Origin of the sequence: Streptomyces sp. NBC_01520, assembly GCF_045040375.1 — a bacterium.
GTDB lineage: Bacteria > Actinomycetota > Actinomycetes > Streptomycetales > Streptomycetaceae > Streptomyces.
Window position 1 is genome coordinate 5041377 of record NZ_CP109404.1, and the last position, 23735, is coordinate 5065111.

A 23735-nucleotide genomic window follows, 5' to 3' on the forward strand; every position below is an offset into this window, starting at 1 on the left:
GAGTGTGATTCGAGGCTTGCTCGAGTCGCGAAATCCCTTGTCGCACCACGGTACGCCGGGATCCTTAACCGCACAGTAGCCACGAGGTGTGGTCCAAGTCTCTGTTCGTACGGTCAACGCCGCGCGGCGTTTCTTTGTGGACTCCCTACGAACGGTCGATGGAATCTTTGCCTTCGACACGAGGCGGACGCGAGTCCGACGCGATCCGGGTGTGGCAGCAGAGCGAGTCCTGCGCGGGGAGCGCACAGGGGAAGCGCGACCTCTTGTACGAAGCATTACCCGTTAGTAGGGTCCGCGCTGTACCGGACGTACTACAGGTAACAGGGGGTGGCGCCGTGGTGCGCAGACCGGTGGCCGTGCTGACCGCGATCGTGCTGTTCGGGGAGGCCGTGGGCATCGTGCTCGTCAACGCCGTCCTCGCGACGGTCGTCGACAACCAGAACATGTCCCTGGCCGGGATGGATCCGGGCGTCATGTCCACCGGCACCTGGGTGATGGGCTTCGCCTCCGGCCTCCTGCTGCTGCTGTGCGGCCTGATACCCCTGCTGGCCGGTGTACGCGACCGGGCGCCGGGCCGGTTCGGCAGGATCGCGCTCATCGGGTGCGCGGTCGTGCACGGGGTGCTCGGCGCGCTCGCGGTGGGGCTGGTCGGCTGGACGGCGTTCGGCGTCATGATGGCCGTCCTGGCGCTGATCGTGCTGACCCTGGTGACGTACGGGCGGCGCGAGCCGGGGGCGAAGGCGCCCGGCGAGGACGGGCACGGCAGCGGTGCCGAGGCCGGAGCTCCGGCGCCCGCGTGACGCGGTCGTCCTTCAGACCCACAACTCGGTGACGGAGATGTCCAGTTCGCCGAGCAGTCGGCGCAGCAGCGGCAGCGAGAGCCCGATGACGTTGCCGTGATCGCCCTCGATCGCGTCCACGAAGGGTGCCGAGCGGCCGTCCAGGGTGAACGCCCCCGCCACATGGAGGGGCTCGCCCGACGCGACGTAGGCCGCCACCTCCGCGTCGGTCGGCTCGCCGAACCGCACGGTCGTGGACGCGGTCGCCGACACCGTACGGCCGGTCGCCGTGTCGATCACGCTGTGCCCCGTCCGCAGGACGCCCGCGCGGCCGCGCATGGACTTCCAGCGTGCCGTGGCCTCCTCGCTGTCGGCGGGCTTGCCGAGCGCCTCGCCGTCCAGTTCGAGCACCGAGTCGCAGCCGATGACCAGGGCGCCGACGGCCTCCGGGCGTGACGCCACGGCGGCGGCCTTGGCCTCGGCCAGGACCCGCGCGAGCTCGGCGGGCGTCGGGGCGGTGAGCGCGTCCTCGTCCACGCCGCTGACGATCACCTCGGGGGCGAAGCCCGCCTGGCGCAGCAGGCCGAGACGGGCGGGGGAGGCGGAGGCGAGCACGAGGCGGCGCTGATCAGTCATACCGGTCATCGTAGGCGGGGCCGGAGGGGCCCAGGTGCCTCAGCGGATGCCCAGGACGAACATCGCCACGACCATGGCCAGCGCGAGCAGCGGTCCGGCGCGACGCATCATGTCCTGGGCGTCGCGCAGTTCCTTCGGCGGCTTGTTCTCGGGATCGGACCACAGCATGGATCCGATGGTGCTCCGGGCAGGGCCGCGGCGCCTGAGTACGCGTACTCAGGCGCCGCGGCCCTGCCACTCGGCGCTTCCCGTCACACCGGCCAGTACGTCCGCGCCCAGGACCGGGGACCCGGCTGCCGTGTCCCGGCACGGGCGATACGGCCGGGGTCCGACCACTGCCCGGGCGGCAGCGGGGCGCCGGACGGCACGGCGGCGGCAGCCGCCGCACGCGCCCGCACCACCGCGAGGGCGGCGGCCAGTTCCTCCGGGGTCGGATTGCCCCGTACGACCTTGATCATGGTGCCTCCCGGTGGTTAGAGGGGGATGTTGCCGTGCTTCTTCGGCGGCAGCGACTCGCGCTTCGTACGCAGCTGGCGCAGCCCCTTCACGAGGTGTGCCCGGGTCTCGGACGGCATGATCACCGCGTCGACGTAACCCCGCTCGGCCGCGACGTACGGGTTGAGCAGGGCGTCCTCGTAGTCGGCCATCAGTTCGGCGCGGGTGGCCTCGGGGTCGTCGGCGGCGGCGATGGTACGGCGGTGCAGGATGTTCACCGCGCCCTGCGCGCCCATGACCGCGATCTGCGCGGTCGGCCAGGCCAGATTCAGGTCGGCGCCCAGGTGCTTGGACCCCATGACGTCGTACGCGCCGCCGAAGGCCTTGCGGGTGATGACCGTGATCAGCGGGACGGTCGCCTCCGCGTAGGCGTAGATCAGCTTGGCGCCGCGGCGGATGATGCCGCCGTACTCCTGGTCGACACCCGGCAGGAAGCCGGGGACGTCGACGAAGGTCAGGACCGGAACGTTGAACGCGTCGCAGGTACGCACGAAGCGTGCGGCCTTCTCGCTGGCGTCGATGTCCAGACAGCCGGCGAACTGCATCGGCTGGTTGGCGACGATGCCGACCGGGTAGCCCTCGACGCGGCCGAAGCCGGTGAGGATGTTCGGCGCGAACAGCGCCTGCGTCTCCAGGAACTCGCCGTCGTCGAGCACGTGCTCGATCGCGGTGTGCATGTCGTACGGCTGGTTCGCCGAGTCCGGGATGAGGGTGTCGAGCTCGCGGTCCTCGTCCGTGGTCTCCAGGTCGGCCTCCTCCGGGAAGGCGGGCGCCTCCGAGAGGTTGTTCGACGGGAGGTAGGACAGCAGGGACTTGACGTACTCGATGGCGTCCTTCTCGTCGCCCGCCATGTGGTGCGCCACACCGGAGGTGGTGTTGTGCGTGCGGGCGCCGCCCAGCTCCTCGAAGCCGACGTCCTCGCCGGTGACCGTCTTGATGACGTCGGGTCCGGTGATGAACATGTGCGAGGTCTGGTCGACCATGACCGTGAAGTCGGTGATCGCGGGGGAGTAGACCGCACCGCCCGCGCACGGTCCGACGATCAGCGAGATCTGCGGGACGACACCCGAGGCGTGGACGTTGCGGCGGAAGATCTCGGCGAACAGACCGAGGGCTGCCACGCCCTCCTGGATGCGGGCGCCGCCGCCGTCGTTGATGCCGATGACCGGGCAGCCGGTCTTCATCGCGAAGTCCATGACCTTCACGATCTTCTCGCCGTAGACCTCGCCCAGCGACCCGCCGAAGATCGTGAAGTCCTGCGAGTACACGCAGACGGGCCGGCCGTCGACCGTGCCGTAACCGGTGACGACACCGTCCCCGTACGGGCGGTTCTTCTCGATGCCGAAATTGGTCGACCGGTGCCGTGCGAACTCGTCGAGCTCCACGAAGGAACCCTCGTCGAGCAGGAGCTCGACGCGCTCACGGGCGGTCAACTTGCCCTTGGCGTGCTGCTTTTCGACGGCGCGTGCGGAACCTGCGTGCGTCGCCTCGTCAATACGGCGCTGCAGGTCCGCGATCTTTCCGGCGGTCGTGTGGATGTCGCTCTGCGGCTCGGACATCGGGTGGCGGCTCCCTGCCTGGTCACGGGGACGGCTGGTACATCCAGTAGAGGTGCTGGACCCATACGTGCTCGACGGCCAGCGGCTCGTCGGCGGTGTTGCTACTGATCCGTAGCGTATCGGCGGGGATACGGTTCGGCAGTGCGTCGTTGGCCACACCTAATGTGGGTTGTATGACACCTCCGGATGCGCCCCACAACCGCTGGTCGGACCTCGACAGGCCGCCCCTGAACGTCGCCGCGCTGCGACGCGGGCTGCTGAAGCCGGGCGGGCTGTGGACCTCGCTCGACATCGTCGAGTCGACCGGATCCACCAACTCCGACCTCGCGGCCCGGGCCGCCGGGCTGGCCGAGGGCACGGTCCTGGTCGCCGAGGAGCAGACCGCGGGGCGGGGACGGCTCGACCGGAGCTGGACGGCGCCGCCGCGCTCCGGCCTCTTCCTCTCGGTCTACCTGACCCCCGGCGACGTACCCGCCGAGCGCTGGGGCTGGCTGCCCCTGCTGGCGGGTGTCGCCGCCGCCACGGGGCTCGCGCAGTCGGCCGGCGTCGACATGGCACTGAAATGGCCCAACGACCTCCTGGTGACCATCGACGGCACGGAACGCAAGACCGGCGGCATCCTCGCCGAGCGCGCCGGGGACGGCGTCGTCATCGGCATGGGCATCAACGTCTCCCTCCGCGCGGCCGAGCTGCCCGCCCCCCACGCCGGTTCGCTGGGCCTCGCCGGAGCGGTCTCCACCGACCGTGAAACCCTGCTGCGGGCCGTCCTGCGTTCGCTGGAGGAGTGGTACGGGCGGTGGCGCGAGGCCGACGGCGACGCCGCCGCGAGCGGCCTCCAGACGGCCTACGCGGCGGGCTGCGCCACGCTCGACCGCACGGTGCGGGCCGAACTGCCGGGGGACCGGTCCGTCGTCGGCGAGGCCGTCGCGGTCGACGGGGACGGGCGGCTGGTCCTGGCCACGGGTGACGGGCTCCAGGAACCCGTCTCGGCCGGTGACATCGTGCACCTGCGGGGCGCCGGGGGCGGGCTGACCTGATCCGGGGCGGCGCCGGGCGCGCGTCCGGCGCCGGACGGCCCGCACGGACGGGTGATGTCACCCGTGACGCACCGGAACCGGGCAACCGGAGACGTGAGCCAGGGCACACCTGCCGTATCGTTGAGGTGATCCAGCAACAGATCGGCAGGGCAGTGGCCAGGGAACGGGCAGGAGGCGGCCGGTGACCGTCGACGACACGAACTCCGGCGACGGCGTGGAGCCACCGTCGGGACCCTCGGTCCACTCGACACCGCATCACGAGGTCGACCACACGGCCGAGCCGACCGACGACCCGCTCGCCATCCGGCTGGAGGCCCTGATCCTGGGGGCCGACCGCCGCTACACGCCCTTCCAGGCGGCCAGGACCGCCGGGGTCTCCATGGACCTGGCGTCCCGGTTCTGGCGGGCCATGGGCTTCGCCGACATCGGACAGGCCAAGGCGCTCACCGAGGCCGACGTGCTGGCGCTGCGCCGCCTCGCCGGTCTGGTGGAGGCCGGGCTGCTCAGCGAGCCGATGGCGATCCAGGTGGCCCGGTCGACCGGTCAGACCACCGCCCGGCTGGCGGAGTGGCAGATCGACTCCTTCCTGGCGGGGCTGACCGAGCCCCCCGAGCCCGGCATGACCCGCACCGAGGTCACGTACCCGCTGATCGAGCTGCTCCTGCCCGAGCTGCAGGAGTTCCTGGTGTACGTGTGGCGGCGCCAGCTGGCCGCCGCGACGGGCCGGGTCGTGCAGACCGGGGACGACGAGGAGATGGTCGACCGGCGGCTCGCCGTGGGCTTCGCCGACCTGGTCGGCTTCACCCGGCTGACCCGGCGGCTCGAGGAGGAGGAGCTCGGCGAGCTGGTCGAGGCCTTCGAGACGACCTCCGCCGACCTGGTCGCCGCGCACGGCGGGCGGCTCATCAAGACGCTCGGCGACGAGGTCCTCTTCGCCGCGGACGACGCGGGTACGGCGGGCGAGATAGCGCTCCGGCTGGTCGAGGCGATGGCCCAGGACACCACGATGCCCGCACTGCGGGTCGGCATCGCGTTCGGCACGGTCACCACGCGCATGGGCGACGTCTTCGGTACGACGGTGAACCTGGCCAGCCGGCTCACGTCGATAGCGCCGAAGGACGCCGTCCTGGTCGACGGAGCGTTCGCCCAGGAACTGACGCGGACCGGGGACGCGCCCGAGTCCGAGGCGCAGGCGGCCGAGGAGGTCGCGGCGGCGGCCGAGCGGGCGCGGGTGGCCGAGAAGGAGGGCCGGCAGATCGAGGAGGCCCCGCTGCCGACGTACCGCTTCGGGCTGCAGCCGATGTGGCAGCGGCCGGTGCGGGGGCTGGGGGTCGTGGAGCCGTGGCTGCTGGCGCGGCGGGGGTCGCGCTAGGCGGTGCCTGCCCCGTGATCCGCGGGCTCCGCCCTTCGGGGCCCCGGTCCTCGAACGCCGGGCGGGCTCAAAAGATGTCCTCGATCGCCCGGGCGGGCTTGATCTGTGCGCCTCGGGCGGGCTCGGAACGGCGGTACGTCACCGGCGAGGTGATGCGTGGGCTGGAGGGGGCCTCGGGGTGGCGCCTAGGATCTTCGGTAACGCTCGTTAACCGGAGGGGTGCAGCATGACCGTCACGTCGGAGCAGCGGTTCGGGGAGTTCGTTGTCGTGCGGCGGCACGAGGGGCTGGAGCATGTGGCCGAGCTGGTGCTCGACCGGCCGAAGGCGATGAACGCCGTGTCCACCGACATGGCCCGCTCGATCGCTGCCGCCTGCGCCGCGCTCGGCGCGGACCAGGGGGTGCGCGTCACCGTTCTCACCTCCAGCCATGAGCGTGCCTTCTGTGTGGGGGCGGACCTCAAGGAGCGGAACTCCTTCACCGACGCCGAGCTCGTGCGGCAGCGGCCCACCGCGCGGGCCGCGTACACCGGGGTGCTCGAACTGCCGATGCCGGTCGTCGCCGCCGTGCACGGCTACGCCCTCGGGGGCGGCTTCGAACTCGCGCTGGCCTGTGACGTGATCGTCGCCGACCGTACGGCCGTGGTCGGGCTGCCCGAGGTGTCCGTCGGTGTCATCCCTGGCGGCGGCGGCACGCAGCTGCTGCCCCGCCGGGTCGGTGCGGCGCGCGCCGCCGAGCTGGTCTTCACCGCGCGGCGGGTGGAGGCGGCCGAGGCCCGGGAGCTGGGTCTGGTCGACGAGCTGGTCGACCAGGGCCGGGACCGGGAGGAGGCGCTGGCGCTGGGCGGCCGGATCGCCGCCAACTCCCCGGTGGGCCTGCGGGCCGCGAAGCGGGCGCTGCGGCTGGGACAAGGGCTGGACCTGCGTGCCGGACTGGAGGTGGAGGACGCGGCCTGGCGGTCGGTGGCCTTCTCCGGGGACCGGGCCGAGGGAGTGGCCGCGTTCAACGAGAAGCGGAAGCCGAACTGGCCCGGCGAGTGAGCCACCGGACGCCGTGAAGATCATCAGCGCTGTCGACTGATCAAAACATCATGAACCTCCCTAAGCTGGGGTGATGGGTGGTGATGATGTGCGGCTGCGGGCCGTGGTGTCGCTCGCACAGACGATGGCGGCGGCCTACACCCCGCGCGAATCGTGGCTGGCTGCGGCGCGGGGGGCGGGGGAGGCGCTGGGGGGCACGTTCGCGGCCCTGTCCGTGTGGGAGCGGGACCGGGGCAGGCTGCGGGTGCTGGTGAACGCGGGGGAGCGGGCCGAGGGCGAGGCCGAGTTCCCCGAGGAGGAGGCCTACCCCGTGCACCAGTTCCCGGAGATCACCGAATTCCTGCACGAGCGGTGGGCCGGCGGCGGTGAGCCGGACGCCTGGGTGGAGACCGCCGACGGCGCTCCGGCCGCCGGGGCCCCGGCCCGGGGGGCCAGGCCGTACTGCCACCAGCGGGTCGCGGCCCTGCGGCGGCGCGGCCGGGGCTGCTGCGTCGTGGCGCCGATCGTGATGCACGGGCGGGCCTGGGGTGAGCTGTATGTGGCGCGTCCGGCGGGGGCGCCGGTCTTCGACCGGGACGACGCGGACTTCGCGACCGTGCTGGCCGCCGTCGTCGCGGCGGGCCTCGCGCAGACCGAGCGGCTGGAGGAGGTCCGCAAGCTGGCCTTCACCGACCCGCTGACCGGCCTGGCGAACCGCCGCGCCGTCGACATCCGGCTCGACGAGGCGGTGGAGCGGCACCACACCGAGGAGATCGTGGTCAGTCTGGTCGTCTGCGACCTGAACGGTCTCAAGGCCGTCAACGACACCCATGGCCACGCCGTCGGCGACCGTCTGCTGGAACGATTCGGCTCCGTGCTGTCGCTCTGCGGCGCGATGCTCCCCGACGCCCTCGCGGCGCGGCTCGGCGGTGACGAGTTCTGTCTGCTGACCGTGGGGCCGTCGGCGGACGACGTGGTCCGGGTGTCCGAGGAGCTGTGCGCGCGGGCCGTCGCCCTGGAGCTCGGCGACGGGGTCGCCTGTGGGGTCGCGTCGACCGGCGACGACATCGGCCCCGTCCAGTCCGCGCGCCGGCTCTTCCGGCTGGCGGACGCCGCCCAGTACCGGGCGAAGGCGGCGCACTCCAGGAAGCCGGTGGTGGCCGGGCGGGACGGCGAGGTGCTCCGGTTGGCCGACCACCCGCCGGGCTCCCCGCACGACCGGCGCGGACTGCGCGGCAACCCGCCCCCGGGCGCACGCTGACGGGACGGTAAGGGGTCCGCCGTGCGACCACTCGTGACATGCCGGGTTTCAGTCCGTAGGCTTCTGAATATGGATATGCATACAGTCGTGGTGGGGACGTCCGGTACCACCGCCGCGGACGTCATCGCCGTGGCCCGCGAGGGCGCCCGGGTCGAGCTCTCCGCAGCGGCCGTCGGCGCCCTGGCCGCCGCCCGCGAGATCGTGGACGCGCTCGCCGCCAAGCCCGAGCCGGTCTACGGCGTCTCCACCGGCTTCGGCGCCCTCGCGAGCCGGCACATCAGCCCGGACCTCCGGGCGCAGCTGCAGCGCAACATCGTCCGCTCGCACGCGGCGGGCATGGGCCCGCACGTCGAGCGCGAGGTCGTGCGGGCGCTGATGTTCCTGCGGCTGAAGACCCTCGCCTCCGGCCACACCGGCGTACGCCCCCAGGTCGCGCAGACCATGGCCGACGTGCTCAACGCGGGCATCACCCCCGTCGTCCACGAATACGGCTCGCTCGGCTGCTCCGGCGACCTGGCCCCGCTGTCGCACTGCGCCCTGACCCTCATGGGCGAGGGCGACGCGGAGGGCCCCGACGGCGTCGTACGCCCCGCCGGTGAGCTCCTCGCGGCGCACGGCATCACGCCCGTGGAACTGCGCGAGAAGGAGGGCCTCGCCCTCCTCAACGGCACCGACGGCATGCTCGGCATGCTCGTGATGGCCCTCGCGGACCTCAAGAACCTCTACACGGGCGCCGACATCACCGCCGCGCTCTCCCTGGAGGCCCTCCTCGGCACGGACAAGGTCCTCGCCCCGGAGCTCCACGCCATCCGGCCCCACCCCGGCCAGGGCGCCTCCGCCGACAACATGCTGCGGTTCCTCGCCGGGTCCGGCCTCACGGGGCGGCACGCCGACATCACGTCCGACGCCCCCCGCGTCCAGGACGCCTACTCGGTGCGCTGCGCCCCGCAGGTCAACGGCGCAGGGCGCGACACCCTCGCGCACGGCGAGCTCGTCGCCGGCCGCGAGCTGGCCTCGGCCGTCGACAACCCGGTCGTCCTTCCCGACGGCCGCGTGGAGTCCAACGGCAACTTCCACGGCGCGCCCGTCGCGTACGTACTCGACTTCCTGGCGATCGTCGCCGCCGACCTCGGTTCGATCACCGAGCGCCGGACCGACCGGCTGCTGGACAAGAACCGCTCGCACGGGCTGCCGCCGTTCCTCGCCGACGACGCCGGGGTCGACTCCGGCCTGATGATCGCCCAGTACACGCAGGCCGCCCTGGTCAGCGAGCTGAAGCGGCTCGCGGTCCCGGCCTCCGTCGACTCGATCCCGTCCTCCGCCATGCAGGAGGACCACGTCTCCATGGGCTGGTCCGCGGCGCGCAAGCTCCGTACCGCCGTCACCAACCTGGCGCGGATCGTCGCCGTCGAGCTGTACGCGGCCACCCGCGCCGTCGAACTGCGCGCCGCCGCGGGCCTGACCCCCGGGCCCGCCTCGCTGGCCGTCATCGAGGCGCTGCGCGCCGCCGGGGTCCAGGGGCCGGGCCCCGACCGCTTCCTCTCGCCCGATCTGGCCGCCGCCGACGCCTTCGTACGGGAGGGGAAGCTCGTCGCGGCCGCGGAGAGCGTGACCGGGCCGCTGGCCTGACGCGCAGGACCGGTACGAGGAGAGGGCCGTCGCACACGTGCGACGGCCCTCTCTTCTCGTCCGTACGTCAGAAACCGGTGCTCAGCGTGCCGCCCCGGCGTACCGAATAGGCGACGAACCCCGCACCGACGCACAGGAAGGCCGTGCCGCCGATCAGATACGGGGTGGTGTCCACCCCGGCACCCGTGTCGGCGAGTGTCTCCTGCGGGACGGTCTCCTCGGTGGAACCCGCCTGTGGGGCCTCGGCCGAGGAGCCGGTGGAACCGCCCTGCGGCCCTGTTCCGTCCGTCGCGTTGGCGGAGGGGACGAACCAGAGAGCGCAGAGCAGGGTGCCTGCCGCTGTGGTGGTCAGCAGCGTGCGACGAGCGATGGACACGGAATCGATCCCCTTGCGACAGCCATCAGTTAGCCCCGTGGGCCGATGCTAAGCAAAGCAGCGGGTCGGAGGAAACCCGCAGGTCCCGGGAGCCTTACGCTCCGGCGTATGAGCACTTCAGAGACAACCGGATATGTTCGGCTTCGCGTGGAGATGGTGCTGCGGATCACCGACGCCGACGCGCTGACCGGCACGGCACTCGAAAGCATCGCCGCCGACTTCACGACCTCGGGCTCCTCGGCCGACGAGTCCGCCGAGGAACGTACGCATGCCGAGGAGACCGTCAGGGAAGACGGTGCTGAGGCCCTCGCGTCACTCATCGACCCCTTCGACCTCGTGGGCCAGGTGCCGGGGGTCGAGCTCGCCCAGGCCTCCTGGAGCAGCGAGACGATCGACTACGACCCGGACGCCGAGGACTGGGTGGCCGGGGAGGACGACGACGAGGCCTACTACGGGATCGAGGACAATGAGACGGGCGACGAAGAAGGCGGCGGAACGGACCGCTGACATGTCCGGCAGTTCTGCCGGCCTGCGGGAACCGCCGCGGTCAGGGACGCGTCGATGAGTGGTGTTCCCCACATCTTCGACGGATGTGGAACGGAAGACCGGTACAGGGTGTTCTTGGAACATTGACGGGGGATCGCCGTCAGGCGACCTCGTCCGGGGATGTTGGGGATTCGGCAACGATGGAGAATCGTGTGATGACGGACAGCAAGCGGCGCCGGGGCCTCATGGCGGCGTCCGCACTGCTCGGCGGCGTGCTGGTGCTTTCGGCCTGCAGCGACGACGGTGGCACGGGGGGCGCGAGCGCCGACAGCTCGAAGACGTCGCAGGCGCAGGTGGACGAGGCGGCCGCCAAGGACGCCTCCGAGGCGCAGATAACGATCGCGCCGAAGAACGGTGCCACCAACGCGAGCATCAACAACGCCGCCATCGTCACCGTGGCCAAGGGCAAGCTGACCGAGGTCACCATGACCACGTCGGCCGGAGAGGCCGTCGAGGGCACCCTCGCCGCCGACGGTTCCAGCTGGAAGCCCACCGGGCAGCTGGAACGCTCGACCACGTACAAGATCAGTGCGACGGCGGCCGACTCGAAGGACCGTGAGGCGCACGCCAACAGCTCCTTCACCACGGTCTCGCCCGAGGACAGCTTCATCGGGAACTTCACGCCCGAGGACGGTTCCACCGTCGGCGTCGGCATGCCCGTCTCGATCAACTTCAACAAGGCGATCACGAACAAGAAGGCCGTCCAGGACGGCATCACCGTGACGTCGAGCAGCGGCCAGGAGGTCGTCGGCCACTGGTTCAACGCCCAGCGCCTGGACCTGCGCCCCGAGGACTACTGGCAGGGCGGCTCCACCGTCACGCTGAAGCTGGCGCTGGACGGCGTCGAGGGTGCCGACGGCGTCGTCGGCGTGCAGCAGAAGACGGTGACCTTCAAGGTCGGCCGCAACCAGGTCTCCACCGTGGACGCCAAGGCGAAGACGATGACCGTCGCCCAGGACGGCAAGACGATCAAGACCATCCCGATCTCGGCCGGTTCGTCGGAGAACCCGACGTACAACGGCGAGATGGTGATCTCCGAGAAGTTCAAGGAGACCCGCATGGACGGTGCGACGGTCGGCTTCACGGACGACGACGGCAAGGGCGAGTACGACATCAAGGACGTGCCGCACGCCCTGCGCCTGTCCACGTCGGGCACCTTCATCCACGGCAACTACTGGGGCGCCAAGTCGATCTTCGGCAGCGCCAACACCAGCCACGGCTGTGTCGGCCTGTCCGACACGAAGGGCGCCAACGACCCGGGTACCGCCGGCGCCTGGTTCTACGACAACTCCATGATCGGCGACGTGGTCATCGTCAAGAACTCCCCGGACAAGACCATCTCCCCGGACAACGGCCTCAACGGCTGGAACATGAGCTGGTCGGAGTGGACGGCCGGTTCCGAGGCCTGATCCCGTAACCGAGCCCCATCCCCCCGTTCCGAAGGCGGCGGCACCCCGGTCCACCGGGTGCCGCCGCCTTCGGCGTGTGTGCGCGCCGCCTTCGGCAATGTGCGTGCCGCCCTCGGCGCATGCGCCCCGCGAAGGTTCTCATCCAGCTCTCATCGCAGACTTAACCCTTCATCACGCCCGCTCCATAGCTTCGCGCCATGTTCTTCACCTACCTCCGGCGCGAGCTGCGCCGCCGCAGAAAGGCGGCGCTCGTCGTCGCCTCGGGGCTCGCCCTCGGTATTGCGCTGGTCATCATCGTCAGCTCGGTCTCCTCGGGCATGAGCAAGGCCCAGGACAAGGTCCTGGAATCGCTGTACGGCCTGGGTACGGACATGACGGTGACCAAGGCCGCCGCCGCCCAGGGGTCGGGCACCGAACGCCCCCGGTTCGAGTTCGACGCCAAGGACGACGACGAGGCGACCCAGAGCACCGACCGGGTCATGGTCCAGGGCTTCCAGACGCTCGCCTCCAGCACCGTCACGAAGGTCGGCAAGCAGGACGGTGTCGCGGACGCCGTCGGCGGGCTGAGCCTGACCGTCATGAAGGTCGACGGCCAGTTCCAGCGCGGCGAGTTCAAGCAGGACGAGAGCGCGGGACAGGGCGGCCCCGGCGGCGGCCAGGGCGGCGGCCAGCCGCAGGGTGAGGTCCAGGGTGGCGGCGCCTCCTTCGACGTCAACTCCTTCACCGTGTACGGCACCGACGTCACCCGGCAGGACCTCGGTCCGCTGACCTCCTCCACCATCACCAAGGGCCGTACGTTCAAGGCCGCCGAGACCGACGCCGAGGTCGCGGTCGTCGACGCCGCGTACGCCAAGGAGAAGGAACTCGCGGTCGACAGGACCGTCACCATCTCCGGCACCAAGTACACGATCGTCGGCATCTCGACGGCGGACAGCGGAGACGCCGCCGCCAACGTCTACATCCCGCTGAAGCAGGCACAGACCGTCGCCGACTCCAAGGACAAGGTCACCACGGTCTACGTCAAGGCCGCGGACTCGCAGCAGATCGACACCGTCAAGGCCGCCATCCAGAAGAACATCTCAGGCACGACGGTCACCACCTCCGCCGACCTCGCCGACACGGTCTCCGGCTCCCTCTCCACCGCCTCCGACCTGGCCTCCAGCGTCGGCAAGTGGCTCTCCATCGCCGTCCTCATCGCCGCGTTCCTCGTCGCGGGCCTGCTCACCTCCTCGGCGGTCAGCCGCCGCGTCCGGGAGTTCGGCACCCTCAAGGCACTCGGCTGGAAGAGCGGCCGTGTCACCCGCCAGGTCATCGGCGAGGCGCTCGTCAACGGCCTCATGGGCGGTGTCCTCGGTATCGCCGTCGGCCTCGCCGGCGCGTACGCCGTGACCGCAGTCAGCCCCACCCTCACCGCCCAGCTCGGCTCCTCGGGCGGCGGAGGCGGCGGTGGCATGGGCGGCGGCCCGATGGGCGGCGGCGGTCCCGGCCGCCAGACCGCGGCCAAGACCCTCGACATCGCGCTGACCGCACCGGTCTCCCTGACCACGATCCTGACCGCCGTCGCCCTGGCGGTGGCCGGCGGACTTGTCGCGGGTGCCTTCGGCGGCTGGCGGGCCTCCCGGCTGCGCCCGGCCGACGCCCTGCGCCGCGTCGCGTAGCGCGCGCCCCCCGGGCGCGCCCGGCCCCCTCCCCTCCGTACGTACAGCAGGAGTCCACACGTGTACCAGCTCAGTGGCGTCACCAAGCGCTACATGCGCGGCAAGACCGCCGTCGACGCCCTCGCCGGTGTCGACCTGACCATCGAGGACGGCGGCAGGCTCGTCATCCAGGGCCCGACCGGCGGCGGCAAGTCCACCCTCCTCCAGATGCTCGGCGGACTCGACCGGCCGACCGCGGGCACCATCGAGCTCGACGGTGTCGATCTGGCGAAGCTGCCCGAGTCCCGGCTCACCAAGGTCCGGGCGGAGTCCATCGGCTTCGTCTTCCAGAGCTTCAACCTGATCCCCACCCTCACCGCCCAGGAGAACGTGGAGACCGCGCTCGTCCCGCTCGGCCTCGGCGCGAGGACCCGCCGGGAAAGGGCCGCGGAAGCCCTCGAATCCGTCGGCCTCGGCGACCGCCCCACCCACCTGCCCAGCGAGATGTCCGGCGGCCAGCAGCAGCGTGTCGCGATCGCCCGGGCACTGGTGAAGCGGCCGAAGGTGCTGCTCGCCGACGAACCCACCGGCAACCTCGACGAGTCCATGCGCGACGAGATCATGGACCTGCTCGACGGTCTGTGGAAGGAACACGGGCTGACCTTCGTGATGGTCACCCACGACAGCTCCCTCGCCCGCAAGGCCCCGCGGGTGGCCACCATCCGCAAGGGCAAGGTCACGGTCACGGAGAACGCGGCGGCCTGAGCACCCTCCCCAGGTCGCACCGAGGCCCGCCCCGCCGGGGCGGGCCTCCGCCGTGCGAGGCGCGGGGCGCCGGACGCCGGCGCTGTCCCCCGTGGTCCTGAGCGCCGGTACCCTCACAGCCAGGCCCGTCCGGCTGTGAGTTCCGTCGCCCCGCAGGCCCCGCGCACGAGGTGACCCGCGGCCGGCATGTGGATGCCGATGAAGATCTTCGGTGGGTACTGGGACAATTAACCGGTGCAACGGTTCCGTACGTCCCCGGGAGCAGCGTCGCTGCCGTGGGGCTCTCCTCCGGGAGGAGGACCCGCGGCGCCCCAGGGACGGGAGCGCCGACGCGCATGACGTCCACCCACGGAAGGTCTTGATCAGATGCCGGCCAGCTCCCACTCCGTCACCCCGAACACCGCCGAGAGCCGTGTCATCGAGCCGCTGTACGCCCAGATCCTCCGCCGCAACCAGGGCGAGAGGGAATTCCACCAGGCGGTACGCGAAGTCCTCGAAACCCTCGGCCCGGTGCTGGCGCAGCGCCCGGAGTTCGTGGACGCGCGGATCATCGAGCGGATCTGCGAGCCCGAGCGGCAGCTCATCTTCCGGGTGCCGTGGTCGGACGACTCCGGCGACATCCACGTCAACCGCGGCTTCCGCGTCGAGTTCTCCAGCTCGCTCGGCCCGTACAAGGGCGGACTGCGCTTCCACCCCTCGGTCAACCTCGGGATCGTGAAGTTCCTCGGCTTCGAGCAGATCTTCAAGAACGCCCTCACCGGCATGCCGATCGGCGGCGGCAAGGGCGGCGCGGACTTCGACCCCAAGGGCCGCTCCGACGCCGAGATCATGCGCTTCTGCCAGTCCTTCATGACCGAACTCCACCGCCACCTGGGCGAGTACACCGACGTCCCCGCCGGTGACATCGGTGTGGGCGGCCGGGAGATCGGCTACCTGTTCGGCCAGTACAAGCGGATCACCAACCGCTACGAGTCCGGCGTCCTCACCGGCAAGGGCCTCGGCTGGGGCGGCGCCCTGGTGCGCACCGAGGCGACCGGCTACGGCTGCGTCCTGTTCACCGCCGAAATGCTCCGCAGCCAGGGCGACAGCCTCGACGGCAGGCGCATCGCCGTGTCCGGCTCGGGCAACGTCGCGATCTACGCCATCGAGAAGGCCCAGCAGCTCGGCGCGAGTGTCGTCACGTGCTCGGACTCCGGCGGCTACGTCGTGGACGAGAAGGGCATCGACCTCGCCCTGCTCAAGGAGATCAAGGAGACGGGCCGGGGCCGTGTCTCCGAGTACGCCGCGCGGCGCGGCGCACACGTGCGGTACGTCGAGGGCACGGGCGTCTGGAACGTCCCCGTGGACGTGGCACTGCCCTGCGCCACCCAGAACGAACTCCACGAGGCCGACGCCCTCACCCTCGTACGCAACGGGGTCAAGGCCGTCGCCGAGGGCGCCAACATGCCCACCACCCCCGAGGCCGTCCGCGTCTTCCAGGAAGCGGGCGTCGCCTTCGCCCCCGGCAAGGCGGCCAACGCGGGCGGCGTGGCCACCAGCGCCCTGGAGATGCAGCAGAACGCCTCGCGCGACTCCTGGACCTTCGCCCACACCGAGCAGCGCCTCGCCGAGATCATGCGCCACATCCACGACTCCTGCTACACCACCGCCGAGCGCTACGGCAGCCCCGGCAACTACGTGGTGGGTGCGAACATCGCGGGCTTCGAGCTCGTCGCGGACGCGATGCTGGCGCAGGGCCTCATCTGAGCCACGGGCCTCAGGCGTCGACAGCCCGGGGCGCGGCGCGCGCCCCGGGCACCCTTCGCACCCACCCGACCTGCGGGTTTCGTGATCACCCTGTGCTCGCGCGGACCGGCCGCACCGAGAAGAATGCCTGCTCGGAGCACGTACAAGGGGTGGGGAACGTGGACACTGCAAGACGCTGGAGAACCGTGCTGGCGCTGACGTCGGTACTCGTCGGCACAGCCGCGTGCGGCGCGGGGAACGACGCGGAACCGGGGGAGGCCGTCTACGGGCAGCCGCTGGCCGACCAGTTCCACGCGGCGACGGAGGTGACACGCAAGGCGGGCACCGCCGCCTTCGTCTCCACCCTCACGTACGGGACGAACACCGGTGACGCCGTGCAGCGCACCGAGGGCAGCCTGGACTACACGGAGGGGACCTCGCTCGCGAACGTCAGCCTCAAGGTGGACCGGCGCTTCCACCGGACCGCCGCCCAGTTTGTCGGGGAGCCGGGGACGACCGTCGAGCAGACCCTGGCCACCGAGGGCGACGACGTCTACGTCCGGCGCGGCACCGCCGCCTGGCTGCGCTACACACCCGAGGCGATCACGGGACTCGGCGAGGCGACCCGGGGGGTGGCCGCGCACGCCGCGGGCGACGTGGCGCCGTACGGCGGCACCCTCGCCGACCTCGTCCCCCGGACGATCCCCCGCCAGGCCCCCGAGCGGCAGACGGACGGCAGCCGCCTCTACCGGGTGACCGCACTCCCCGAGACCGTGTCGGAAATACTGCCCCCGGAGCTCCGGACCGCCGGCGGCGACCCGGTGGAACTGACGGTGGTGCTCGATTCCGAGGGCCGGCTCACCGAGGTGACCGCCGACCTCGGGCCCGTACTCGTCGGCCTGCACGAGGAGAACGTTCCCACCGGAGCCATCAGGACCCTGCGGGCCACGTACGAACTCGGCGCGTTCGGCAAGCCGGTCCGGCACCGGAAGCCGGCCAAGGGCGTCGAGGACGCGCAGAAGGCGCTGGCCCCCGTGAGCGGCCTGAAGGCGGGGCAGTGCGCCGCCACCGACACGGGACTCGGCAGCAGCGGGGTCGTACGCCCGGTCGACTGCGCGGAGAGCCACGACATGCGTGTACTCGCGCAGACCGAGGTGGACCGGGCCTTCCCCGGGGACGCGGCGGAGAAGAGCGGGGACGCGTACGCCGACGAGCAGTGCGGGCGCGCACACGACAGGGCCCCGGCCGCCTGGCTGCGCGACGCCGTCGACAAGGGCGGCTACTCGTACTACGGCTCCTCCGAGACCACCGTCTCGATGGGCGGGGGAGGAACCGGGACGACGGTGACCGGCGCCTACACCTGCTACGTCGTGACGTCGTGACGTTCTGACGGGCGCCCGCACCCGTCACGTCGTGACGTTCTGACGGGCGCCCGCACCCGTCACGTCGTGACGTTCTGACGGGCGCCCGCACCCGTCACGCCGTGACCGCACCGGTCACGTCCTGACGTCCTGACCGGCACCCGCACCCGTCACGCCGTGACCGGAGCCGCGCCGGAAGTACTCCGCGCAGCCCGTGTTCGCCGCCGGCACCACCGCGAGGGCCACGGCCGCCACCGGATGCCCCGTCCCGTACACGGCTGCCGCCGCGCCGCCCAGCACCAGCGTCTTCACCGCGAGGACGCCCGTGAGCGGCAGCGGGAACCGGGCGCGGGGCGCGGCGAACAGTGCCCACAGGGTGACGGCGGCAGCGGGTGTGCCCAGACCCAGCAGCAGGGAGGCCGCCCAGCCGTCAACGGCCGTGAAGCCCCACCGGGCCAGGCAGCCGATCGCGAGCAGTTCGAGGACGAAGGCGAGCACCTCGTTCGCGGCGAACCACGGACGGCCCCGCAGGGTGGTGAGGTGGCTGCGGTCGTCGCTCGCCGTCATCGGATCCGAACTCCCCTTCGGTCGAGGTCTTTTGCGTGCAAGGGTGCCACGTGCCCGCGCCATCTCAGGAGCCTTCGGCCATGCGTGCCCCGGGCTGCTGCCCGGCCGGGGCCAGGAAGGAGGTCCGGGGCAGCGCCGCGTCGGCGGAACGCGGCGACTCGGCGGTGGCCGGATCGGTCGTGGCGAACATCGACGGGCTCCCGCCCCCGCCGTCCCAGGTGTTGCCCTCGGAACGGGCGGAGTCCGCCAGTACCGGCTCCGGTCCCTCGGTGTTGTCCACAGCCGCGTTCGCGTTCAGCACGGCGGACGAGCTGGCCAGGTAGAAGCCGGTTCCGTTGCGGAAGGCCGTGTTGCGGGTGAGTCGGACGGCGCCGGAGTTGCCCTCGTCGTTGAAGCCCAGCCCGGCGTTGTCCCACGCGGCGTCGTCGGTGAGCACATGCGCCACCGAGGCGGCGGTGTTGCCCCCGCCGAGGGTGAAGCCGTTGCCGTTGCGGTAGGACCAGGTGTTCTCCACGGTCACGGGGGTGGTGAACCCGCCGAGGTCGATGCCGTCGGCCCCGTTGCCGAAGGCGCGGCAGCCCCGGACCACGTTGCCCCCGCCGGAGCCGAACTTGACCGCCAGGCCGACCCCGGCTCCGGGCTTCGGCCCGTTGGAGTGGAAGTCGCTGTCCAGCACGGTGTTGTCCTCCGTGCCGGAGTCGCGCAGGGTGAGCCCGGACTTGGCGTTGTCGTGCAGGGACAGCCCCCGGAAGACGGTGTCCCGACAGCCCCGGCAGACGTACGCGTGACTCGTCGAACCCTGGATCTCCAGCCCCTGCACGGTCCAGTGGTCCGCCTGCTGCGTGACCGCCCAGGCCGTCGCGGGGACACCCGAGGCGTCGATCACCGGCCGTTCGCCCCGGACGTTGCTGAGCGTGATGCGGCGGCCGGGGGTGCCGTCCGTGGTGATGGCGACGCCCTGGTCCGGGCGGTAGGTGCCGCCACGCATCGCGATGGTCTGCCCGGGGCGGACCACCGACACCGCCTTGCCGAGCGTGGCGTACGGCCGGGCCCGGCTGCCGTCCCCGGAGTCCGACCCGTCGGGCGCGAGATAGATGTCCGCGCGGGTCACACCGATCGCACCCCCGGAGCTCGCGGCCGTCGCTGCCGCCGAGGGGCTGCCGGAGACCGATGCCGCGACGGAACGCACCGGTGCCGGACGGGACGGCGCAGGGGCAGCCCGCTGCGCGGGACGGCTCGCGGCCGGCGCCGCCGCCCGCGGTGAGGGGGCGGGGGAGTGCCACACCGGGTAGGTCAGACCCCCGGTGACCACCGCGAGCACGGCCACCGACGCCGTGACCGATTTCGCCGTGACGTAGTCGCGGACCCGCCCCGCGACCGTCTGCCCCACCGAGGCCGCCGTCTCGACGGTGTGCCGCATCCCGGCCAGCAGCCCACCGGGCAACGGCACGAGCCCCAGTCCGGGCAGCAGCTTCTCCGGCGAGACCAGCCCCGCCCCCTGCTCCCCGCACTGCGGGCAGCCCCGCACATGGCGGGTCAGCCGCTTGCGCCAGAGCGCACCCGTGCCGCCGTCCCAGCCGTGGGCGGCATCGGCCAGCGCGGGGCAGCGGGGAGTGACGGCGAGCGCGCACACGACCGTACGCGCGGCCTCCAGCTGGACCTTCATCCGCCGGATCCGGACCGCCGTGTGCCCGGTGTCCAGGCCCACGGCACGGGCGACCTCGGCCCGGGTGAGCCGGCCGGCCTCCTCCTCCCACCACAGCGCGAGCAGTCGCCGGTCGTCCGCGTCCAGCCAGCGGGCCGCACGGGCCAGATCCCTGCGCTGCCCGGTGAGTTCGAGCTCGGCGACGGTGCGCTCGGCGAAGTCCGTGAGCGGATCGGCGACCTCCGCCACCTCGTCCCGCCGGAAGCGGTCGCGGAACGTCCGCCGCTGGTGCTGCTGGATCTCCCGGTACGCGATGGCCACCGCCCAGGAGCGGAAGCGCTCCGGCTCGCGCAGCGTCGGCAGACCACGGACGATCCGCAGCATCACCTCCTGCACCAGGTCGTCCACGTCGGCGTGACCGTTGAGCGCCCGCCCGACGATCCCGTAGACCAACGGCAGGTGGGCGGCCAGCAGTTCATCGAGCGCCCCGGAGTCGCCACTCACGGCGTCCCGCACCAGCTCCGCAGTGCTGCCGCGCCCCGCAGGGCCGGTCCCGCTGTGCGTCATTCCGTCCCGGCTCCCTGTCGATTCGGGGCCGGTCACCGGATGGCCCCGAACAAGCGGCCGAAGGGGCCCCGGAGCCACGCATCGTGGCACAACAGCTCCTGGGCGTAAAGCCGCTCATTCACCACTCACGCCACTTCAGTCACACATGCCTCTTCGGTTCCGGCAGAAGTTTCTTCCGGATTTCTGTCATCCCCTCCCGCCCCCCGCATCTACCTGGGCGCTACGGCTCCAAAGCACCGCACCCACCCGTCCATCTGGAGGAGCGAACAATGACCGAGAAACCGAACAAGGGACGACGCGTCCTGGCCCTCAGCCTGCCGGCCGCCCTGCTGCTGGCCGGCGGTCTGGTGCCGACCGCCGGGGCGGCTGCGCTGCCGGCGGCAGGGGGCGTGTACCAGCTGGTGGTGAAGACGAGTGGTAAGTGCGTGGATGTGCCGGCGGCGTCGGGGGCGAACGGTGCGTTGTTGCAGCAGTGGGGTTGTACGGAGGGGGCCGCGTGGCAGCAGTTCACGCTGACCGCGGACGGTTCGGGGCGGTACCGGCTGGTGAACAAGCAGAGTGGTAAGTGCGTGGATGTGCCCGACTACTCGACGGTGAGCGGGGTGCAGCTCCAGCAGTGGGGGTGTGCCGGGCAGACCAACCAGCAGTGGACGCTGACCCCGAGCGGCACGGGGACGTACCAGATCATCAACGTCAACAGCGGTCTGTGCATGAGTGACAAGGGCGCGTCCACCGCGAGCGGTGCGGCGATCATCCAGGAGACCTGCACCGCCAACAGCAACAAGCAGTGGGCCTTCAAACCGGTCGGCGGTTCCACCGGCCCGACCACCGTCGCCTCCGACGGAACCGGCACCTACCGGACGGTCCAGGCCGCGGTGAACGCCGTCGGCACCGGCAACGCGAGCCGCGTCACCATCACCATCAAGCCCGGCACCTACCGCGAGCAGGTGACCATCCCCGTCGACAAGCCCTTCATCACCCTGAAGGGAACCGGCGACTCGGCGGACGACGTGGTCGTCATCGGCAACCGCAACGCAGGCACCTACGGCACCGCGGGATCGGCCACCGTCGTCGCCAAGGGCCACGACTTCCAGGCCCTCAACCTGACCATGGCGAACGACTTCGACGAGAACAGCTCCGACACCGGCGACCAGGCGCTCGCCCTCTACCTCGACGCCGACCGCGCCGTCCTGGACGACGTCAGGCTGCTCGGCGACCAGGACACCTTCCTGGTGAACAACAGTGCCCGTGCGTACGTGGTGGATTCCTACGTCGAAGGCACGGTGGACTTCATCTACGGCGGTGGCATCGCCGTGTTCCACACCTCCACCATCCACGAGAAGCGCAGCACCGGCGGCCCGATCACCGCGGCGAGCACCCCTGCGGACAGGGCGTACGGATTCCTGTTCTACCGGTCCTCCGTGACCGGTGCCGTGGCGAACACCACCCAGCTGGGCCGCCCCTGGCGCGCCGACGCTCAGGTCCTCTACCGCGAGACCTCCATCTCCTCGGCCCTCGCCACCGCGCAGCCGTGGACGGACATGTCCACCAACTCGTGGAAGAACGCCCGGTTCTCCGAATACCGCAACACCGGCGCCGGAGCCACCGTCAACGGCAACCGCCCGCAAATGACGGACGCCCAGGCAGCGAACTACACGCCGCAGAAGTACCTGGCCGGCACGGACGGCTGGAACCCGGTGCGCTGACCGGGCCGCCGCATCCGAATTCCTACGCATCCCGTTCGAGAGGAAAGAAAGCATGCGCAAGCACAGGAACAGGCGGAGGACGCTGGGGCTCGGAGCCCTGGTGACGTCGCTGCTGCTGGCCGTCGGAGGTGTCCTTGCCGGGGGTCTGGTGTCGACAGCGGGTGCGGCGGAGCTGCCGCCCGCGGGCGGTGTCTATCAGCTGGTGGTGAAGACGAGTGGTAAGTGCGTGGATGTGCCGGCGGCGTCGGGGGCGAACGGTGCGTTGTTGCAGCAGTGGGGTTGTACGGAGGGGGCCGCGTGGCAGCAGTTCACGCTGACCGCGGACGGTTCGGGGCGGTACCGGCTGGTGAACAAGCAGAGTGGTAAGTGCGTGGATGTGCCCGACTACTCGACGGTGAGCGGGGTGCAGCTCCAGCAGTGGGGGTGTGCCGGGCAGACCAACCAGCAGTGGACGCTGACCCCGAGCGGCACGGGGACGTACCAGATCATCAACGTCAACAGCGGTCTGTGCATGAGTGACAAGGGCGCGTCCACCGCGAGCGGTGCGGCGATCATCCAGGAGACCTGCACCGCCAACAGCAACAAGCAGTGGGCCTTCCAGCCCGTGTCCGGGGGGCGCACCTGGTCCGACAAGGCCGACGGCTTCGCCGCCACAGGAGGCGGCACCACCGGAGGGGCGGCCGGCCCCACCGTCACCGTCACGAACTTCGCCGACCTGGTGAAGTACGCCACCGCTTCCACGCCCTACGTCATCAAGGTGGCGTCCGCGATCACGGTCACCCCGTACGGGCACGAGATACCCGTGAAGTCCGACAAGACCCTCATCGGTGTCGGTACCTCCGGGCAGATCGTCGGCGGCGGCTTCTTCCTGGGCACCGGCGTCCACAACGTCATCATCCGCAACCTCACCATCCGTGACACCCGGATGGCCGCGGACGACCCGGATGACAAGGACTACGACTACGACGGCATCCAGATGGACACCGCCGACCACATCTGGATCGACCACAACCGCATCGAGCGGATGAACGACGGCCTCATCGACAGCCGCAAGGACACCAGCTACCTCACCGTCTCCTGGAACGTCATGGGCGAGCAGAACAAGGCCTTCGGCATCGGCTGGACGGAGAACGTCACCGCCCGGATGACCATCCACCACAACTGGATCCACGACACCAACCAGCGCAACCCCAGCATCGACAACGTCGCGTACGCCCACCTCTACAACAACTACATGCAGAACATCACCTCGTACGGAAACCTCTCGCGCGGCGCCTCGAAGACCGTCATCGAGAACAGCTACTACCGGAACGTCGCCAACCCGTACAACATCGACACCTCGGCGGCAACCCTGACCCAGACGGGCAGCATCTGCGTCTCGTGCACCGGCAAGCAGCAGACCAACGGGACGACCTTCAAGCCGGGCGACCACTACAGCTACACGCTGGACCCGGCCGCGGACGTCCCCGCCCTGCTCCAGCAGTACGGCGGCCCGCAGAGCACCATCGGCAAGTGACCGGACCTGTAGGACCCGGACCCGTAGGACCCGGACCCGTCGCAGCACACCCGGCTTAGCCAACAGCAGATTCGCCCGGCGCGGAACGCTTCCACCTCCCGCGCCGGGCGCGGCGCTCCTAGGCTGGGG

The 23735-nt window shown here is 71.2% G+C and carries 22 protein-coding genes; 14 read left to right on the forward strand and 8 right to left on the reverse strand.

Annotation, left to right across the window (positions count from 1 at the left end; translation table 11 throughout):
* The first annotated feature begins 335 nt into the window (after positions 1-335).
* Positions 336-800, forward strand: coding sequence for a hypothetical protein (locus OG524_RS23070; protein WP_405388950.1), 465 nt, complete (start codon positions 336-338; stop codon positions 798-800).
* A 12-nt stretch (positions 801-812) separates the two neighbouring features.
* Here OG524_RS23070 and OG524_RS23075 read toward each other — a convergent pair whose 3' ends face one another.
* From OG524_RS23075 to OG524_RS23095, 5 genes are all read right to left on the reverse strand, one after another.
* On the reverse strand, positions 813-1424 hold the full coding sequence (locus OG524_RS23075) for a nucleoside triphosphate pyrophosphatase (RefSeq protein ID WP_405388949.1): 612 nt from the start codon (positions 1422-1424) through the stop codon (positions 813-815).
* Positions 1425-1454: 30 nt separating this feature from the next.
* Positions 1455-1583 (reverse strand): morphogenic membrane protein MmpB, encoded by a 129-nt coding sequence (gene mmpB, locus OG524_RS23080; RefSeq protein ID WP_405388948.1) that lies wholly within the window; start codon positions 1581-1583, stop codon positions 1455-1457.
* Between the two features lie 83 nt (positions 1584-1666).
* Positions 1667-1873, reverse strand: a complete 207-nt coding sequence (locus OG524_RS23085) for an acyl-CoA carboxylase epsilon subunit (protein ID WP_405388947.1) — start codon at positions 1871-1873, stop codon at positions 1667-1669.
* A gap of 15 nt (positions 1874-1888) precedes the next feature.
* The gene (locus tag OG524_RS23090) at positions 1889-3469 is read right to left on the reverse strand and encodes an acyl-CoA carboxylase subunit beta (RefSeq protein WP_405388946.1); all 1581 of its coding nucleotides are present in this window, start codon (positions 3467-3469) and stop codon (positions 1889-1891) included.
* Between the two features lie 22 nt (positions 3470-3491).
* Positions 3492-3626, reverse strand: coding sequence for a hypothetical protein (locus tag OG524_RS23095; RefSeq protein ID WP_405388945.1), 135 nt, complete (start codon positions 3624-3626; stop codon positions 3492-3494).
* Positions 3627-3642: 16 nt separating this feature from the next.
* Here OG524_RS23095 and OG524_RS23100 point away from each other — a divergent pair, with 16 nt between their 5' ends.
* The 5 genes from OG524_RS23100 to hutH all read left to right on the forward strand — a co-directional run bounded on the left by OG524_RS23100 (position 3643) and on the right by hutH (position 9786).
* Entirely contained in the window at positions 3643-4506 is an 864-nt protein-coding gene (locus tag OG524_RS23100) for a biotin--[acetyl-CoA-carboxylase] ligase (protein WP_405388944.1), read from the forward strand.
* 181 nt (positions 4507-4687) lie between these two features.
* Positions 4688-5878, forward strand: a complete 1191-nt coding sequence (locus OG524_RS23105; RefSeq protein ID WP_405388943.1) for an adenylate/guanylate cyclase domain-containing protein — start codon at positions 4688-4690, stop codon at positions 5876-5878.
* A 226-nt stretch (positions 5879-6104) separates the two neighbouring features.
* Positions 6105-6917, forward strand: a complete 813-nt coding sequence (locus OG524_RS23110; protein ID WP_405388942.1) for an enoyl-CoA hydratase/isomerase family protein — start codon at positions 6105-6107, stop codon at positions 6915-6917.
* A gap of 73 nt (positions 6918-6990) precedes the next feature.
* Positions 6991-8157, forward strand: a complete 1167-nt coding sequence (locus tag OG524_RS23115) for a diguanylate cyclase domain-containing protein (protein ID WP_405388941.1) — start codon at positions 6991-6993, stop codon at positions 8155-8157.
* 69 nt (positions 8158-8226) lie between these two features.
* Positions 8227-9786: a histidine ammonia-lyase gene (hutH, locus tag OG524_RS23120; protein WP_405388940.1), complete on the forward strand. Its 1560-nt coding sequence runs from the start codon at positions 8227-8229 to the stop codon at positions 9784-9786.
* 67 nt (positions 9787-9853) lie between these two features.
* On the opposite strand, the gene OG524_RS23125 is transcribed toward hutH, so the two are convergent.
* Positions 9854-10162, reverse strand: coding sequence for a hypothetical protein (locus OG524_RS23125; protein ID WP_405388939.1), 309 nt, complete (start codon positions 10160-10162; stop codon positions 9854-9856).
* A 108-nt stretch (positions 10163-10270) separates the two neighbouring features.
* Between OG524_RS23125 and OG524_RS23130 the strand changes: the two genes are divergently transcribed.
* The 6 genes from OG524_RS23130 (at position 10271) to OG524_RS23155 (ending at position 17626) form a co-directional block, all read left to right on the forward strand.
* Positions 10271-10669: a hypothetical protein gene (locus OG524_RS23130; RefSeq protein WP_405388938.1), complete on the forward strand. Its 399-nt coding sequence runs from the start codon at positions 10271-10273 to the stop codon at positions 10667-10669.
* A 179-nt stretch (positions 10670-10848) separates the two neighbouring features.
* Positions 10849-12117 (forward strand): Ig-like domain-containing protein, encoded by a 1269-nt coding sequence (locus OG524_RS23135; RefSeq protein WP_405388937.1) that lies wholly within the window; start codon positions 10849-10851, stop codon positions 12115-12117.
* Positions 12118-12314: 197 nt separating this feature from the next.
* Positions 12315-13775, forward strand: a complete 1461-nt coding sequence (locus OG524_RS23140; RefSeq protein WP_405388936.1) for an ABC transporter permease — start codon at positions 12315-12317, stop codon at positions 13773-13775.
* Positions 13776-13835: 60 nt separating this feature from the next.
* The gene (locus OG524_RS23145; RefSeq protein ID WP_405388935.1) at positions 13836-14519 is read left to right on the forward strand and encodes an ABC transporter ATP-binding protein; all 684 of its coding nucleotides are present in this window, start codon (positions 13836-13838) and stop codon (positions 14517-14519) included.
* 366 nt (positions 14520-14885) lie between these two features.
* Positions 14886-16265, forward strand: a complete 1380-nt coding sequence (gene gdhA / locus OG524_RS23150; protein ID WP_405388934.1) for an NADP-specific glutamate dehydrogenase — start codon at positions 14886-14888, stop codon at positions 16263-16265.
* 158 nt (positions 16266-16423) lie between these two features.
* Positions 16424-17626 (forward strand): hypothetical protein, encoded by a 1203-nt coding sequence (locus tag OG524_RS23155; RefSeq protein ID WP_405388933.1) that lies wholly within the window; start codon positions 16424-16426, stop codon positions 17624-17626.
* A 114-nt stretch (positions 17627-17740) separates the two neighbouring features.
* On the opposite strand, the gene OG524_RS23160 is transcribed toward OG524_RS23155, so the two are convergent.
* Positions 17741-18172 carry a YrdB family protein gene (locus OG524_RS23160; protein ID WP_405388932.1) on the reverse strand — a complete coding sequence of 144 codons (432 nt, stop codon included), beginning with the start codon at positions 18170-18172 and terminating at the stop codon, positions 17741-17743.
* Between the two features lie 64 nt (positions 18173-18236).
* Positions 18237-20384, reverse strand: coding sequence for a sigma-70 family RNA polymerase sigma factor (locus OG524_RS23165; protein WP_405811605.1), 2148 nt, complete (start codon positions 20382-20384; stop codon positions 18237-18239).
* Positions 20385-20653: 269 nt separating this feature from the next.
* Between OG524_RS23165 and OG524_RS23170 the strand changes: the two genes are divergently transcribed.
* Together OG524_RS23170 and OG524_RS23175 are read left to right on the forward strand one after the other, a co-directional pair.
* The gene (locus OG524_RS23170; RefSeq protein ID WP_405388930.1) at positions 20654-22090 is read left to right on the forward strand and encodes a pectinesterase family protein; all 1437 of its coding nucleotides are present in this window, start codon (positions 20654-20656) and stop codon (positions 22088-22090) included.
* Between the two features lie 52 nt (positions 22091-22142).
* Positions 22143-23606 (forward strand): RICIN domain-containing protein, encoded by a 1464-nt coding sequence (locus OG524_RS23175; protein ID WP_405388929.1) that lies wholly within the window; start codon positions 22143-22145, stop codon positions 23604-23606.
* Positions 23607-23735 lie beyond the last annotated feature (129 nt).

Coding starts and splice junctions, on each gene's coding strand:
- OG524_RS23075 (WP_405388949.1), bottom strand. CDS start 1,424: ATGACCGGTATGACTGATCAGCGCCGCCTCGTGCTCGCCTCCGCCTCC.
- mmpB (WP_405388948.1), bottom strand. CDS start 1,583: ATGCTGTGGTCCGATCCCGAGAACAAGCCGCCGAAGGAACTGCGCGAC.
- OG524_RS23085 (WP_405388947.1), bottom strand. CDS start 1,873: ATGATCAAGGTCGTACGGGGCAATCCGACCCCGGAGGAACTGGCCGCC.
- OG524_RS23090 (WP_405388946.1), bottom strand. CDS start 3,469: ATGTCCGAGCCGCAGAGCGACATCCACACGACCGCCGGAAAGATCGCG.
- OG524_RS23100 (WP_405388944.1), top strand. CDS start 3,643: ATGACACCTCCGGATGCGCCCCACAACCGCTGGTCGGACCTCGACAGG.
- OG524_RS23110 (WP_405388942.1), top strand. CDS start 6,105: ATGACCGTCACGTCGGAGCAGCGGTTCGGGGAGTTCGTTGTCGTGCGG.
- OG524_RS23115 (WP_405388941.1), top strand. CDS start 6,991: ATGGGTGGTGATGATGTGCGGCTGCGGGCCGTGGTGTCGCTCGCACAG.
- hutH (WP_405388940.1), top strand. CDS start 8,227: ATGGATATGCATACAGTCGTGGTGGGGACGTCCGGTACCACCGCCGCG.
- OG524_RS23130 (WP_405388938.1), top strand. CDS start 10,271: ATGAGCACTTCAGAGACAACCGGATATGTTCGGCTTCGCGTGGAGATG.
- OG524_RS23135 (WP_405388937.1), top strand. CDS start 10,849: ATGGAGAATCGTGTGATGACGGACAGCAAGCGGCGCCGGGGCCTCATG.
- OG524_RS23140 (WP_405388936.1), top strand. CDS start 12,315: ATGTTCTTCACCTACCTCCGGCGCGAGCTGCGCCGCCGCAGAAAGGCG.
- gdhA (WP_405388934.1), top strand. CDS start 14,886: ATGCCGGCCAGCTCCCACTCCGTCACCCCGAACACCGCCGAGAGCCGT.
- OG524_RS23160 (WP_405388932.1), bottom strand. CDS start 18,172: ATGACGGCGAGCGACGACCGCAGCCACCTCACCACCCTGCGGGGCCGT.
- OG524_RS23165 (WP_405811605.1), bottom strand. CDS start 20,384: ATGACGCACAGCGGGACCGGCCCTGCGGGGCGCGGCAGCACTGCGGAG.
- OG524_RS23170 (WP_405388930.1), top strand. CDS start 20,654: ATGACCGAGAAACCGAACAAGGGACGACGCGTCCTGGCCCTCAGCCTG.
- OG524_RS23175 (WP_405388929.1), top strand. CDS start 22,143: ATGCGCAAGCACAGGAACAGGCGGAGGACGCTGGGGCTCGGAGCCCTG.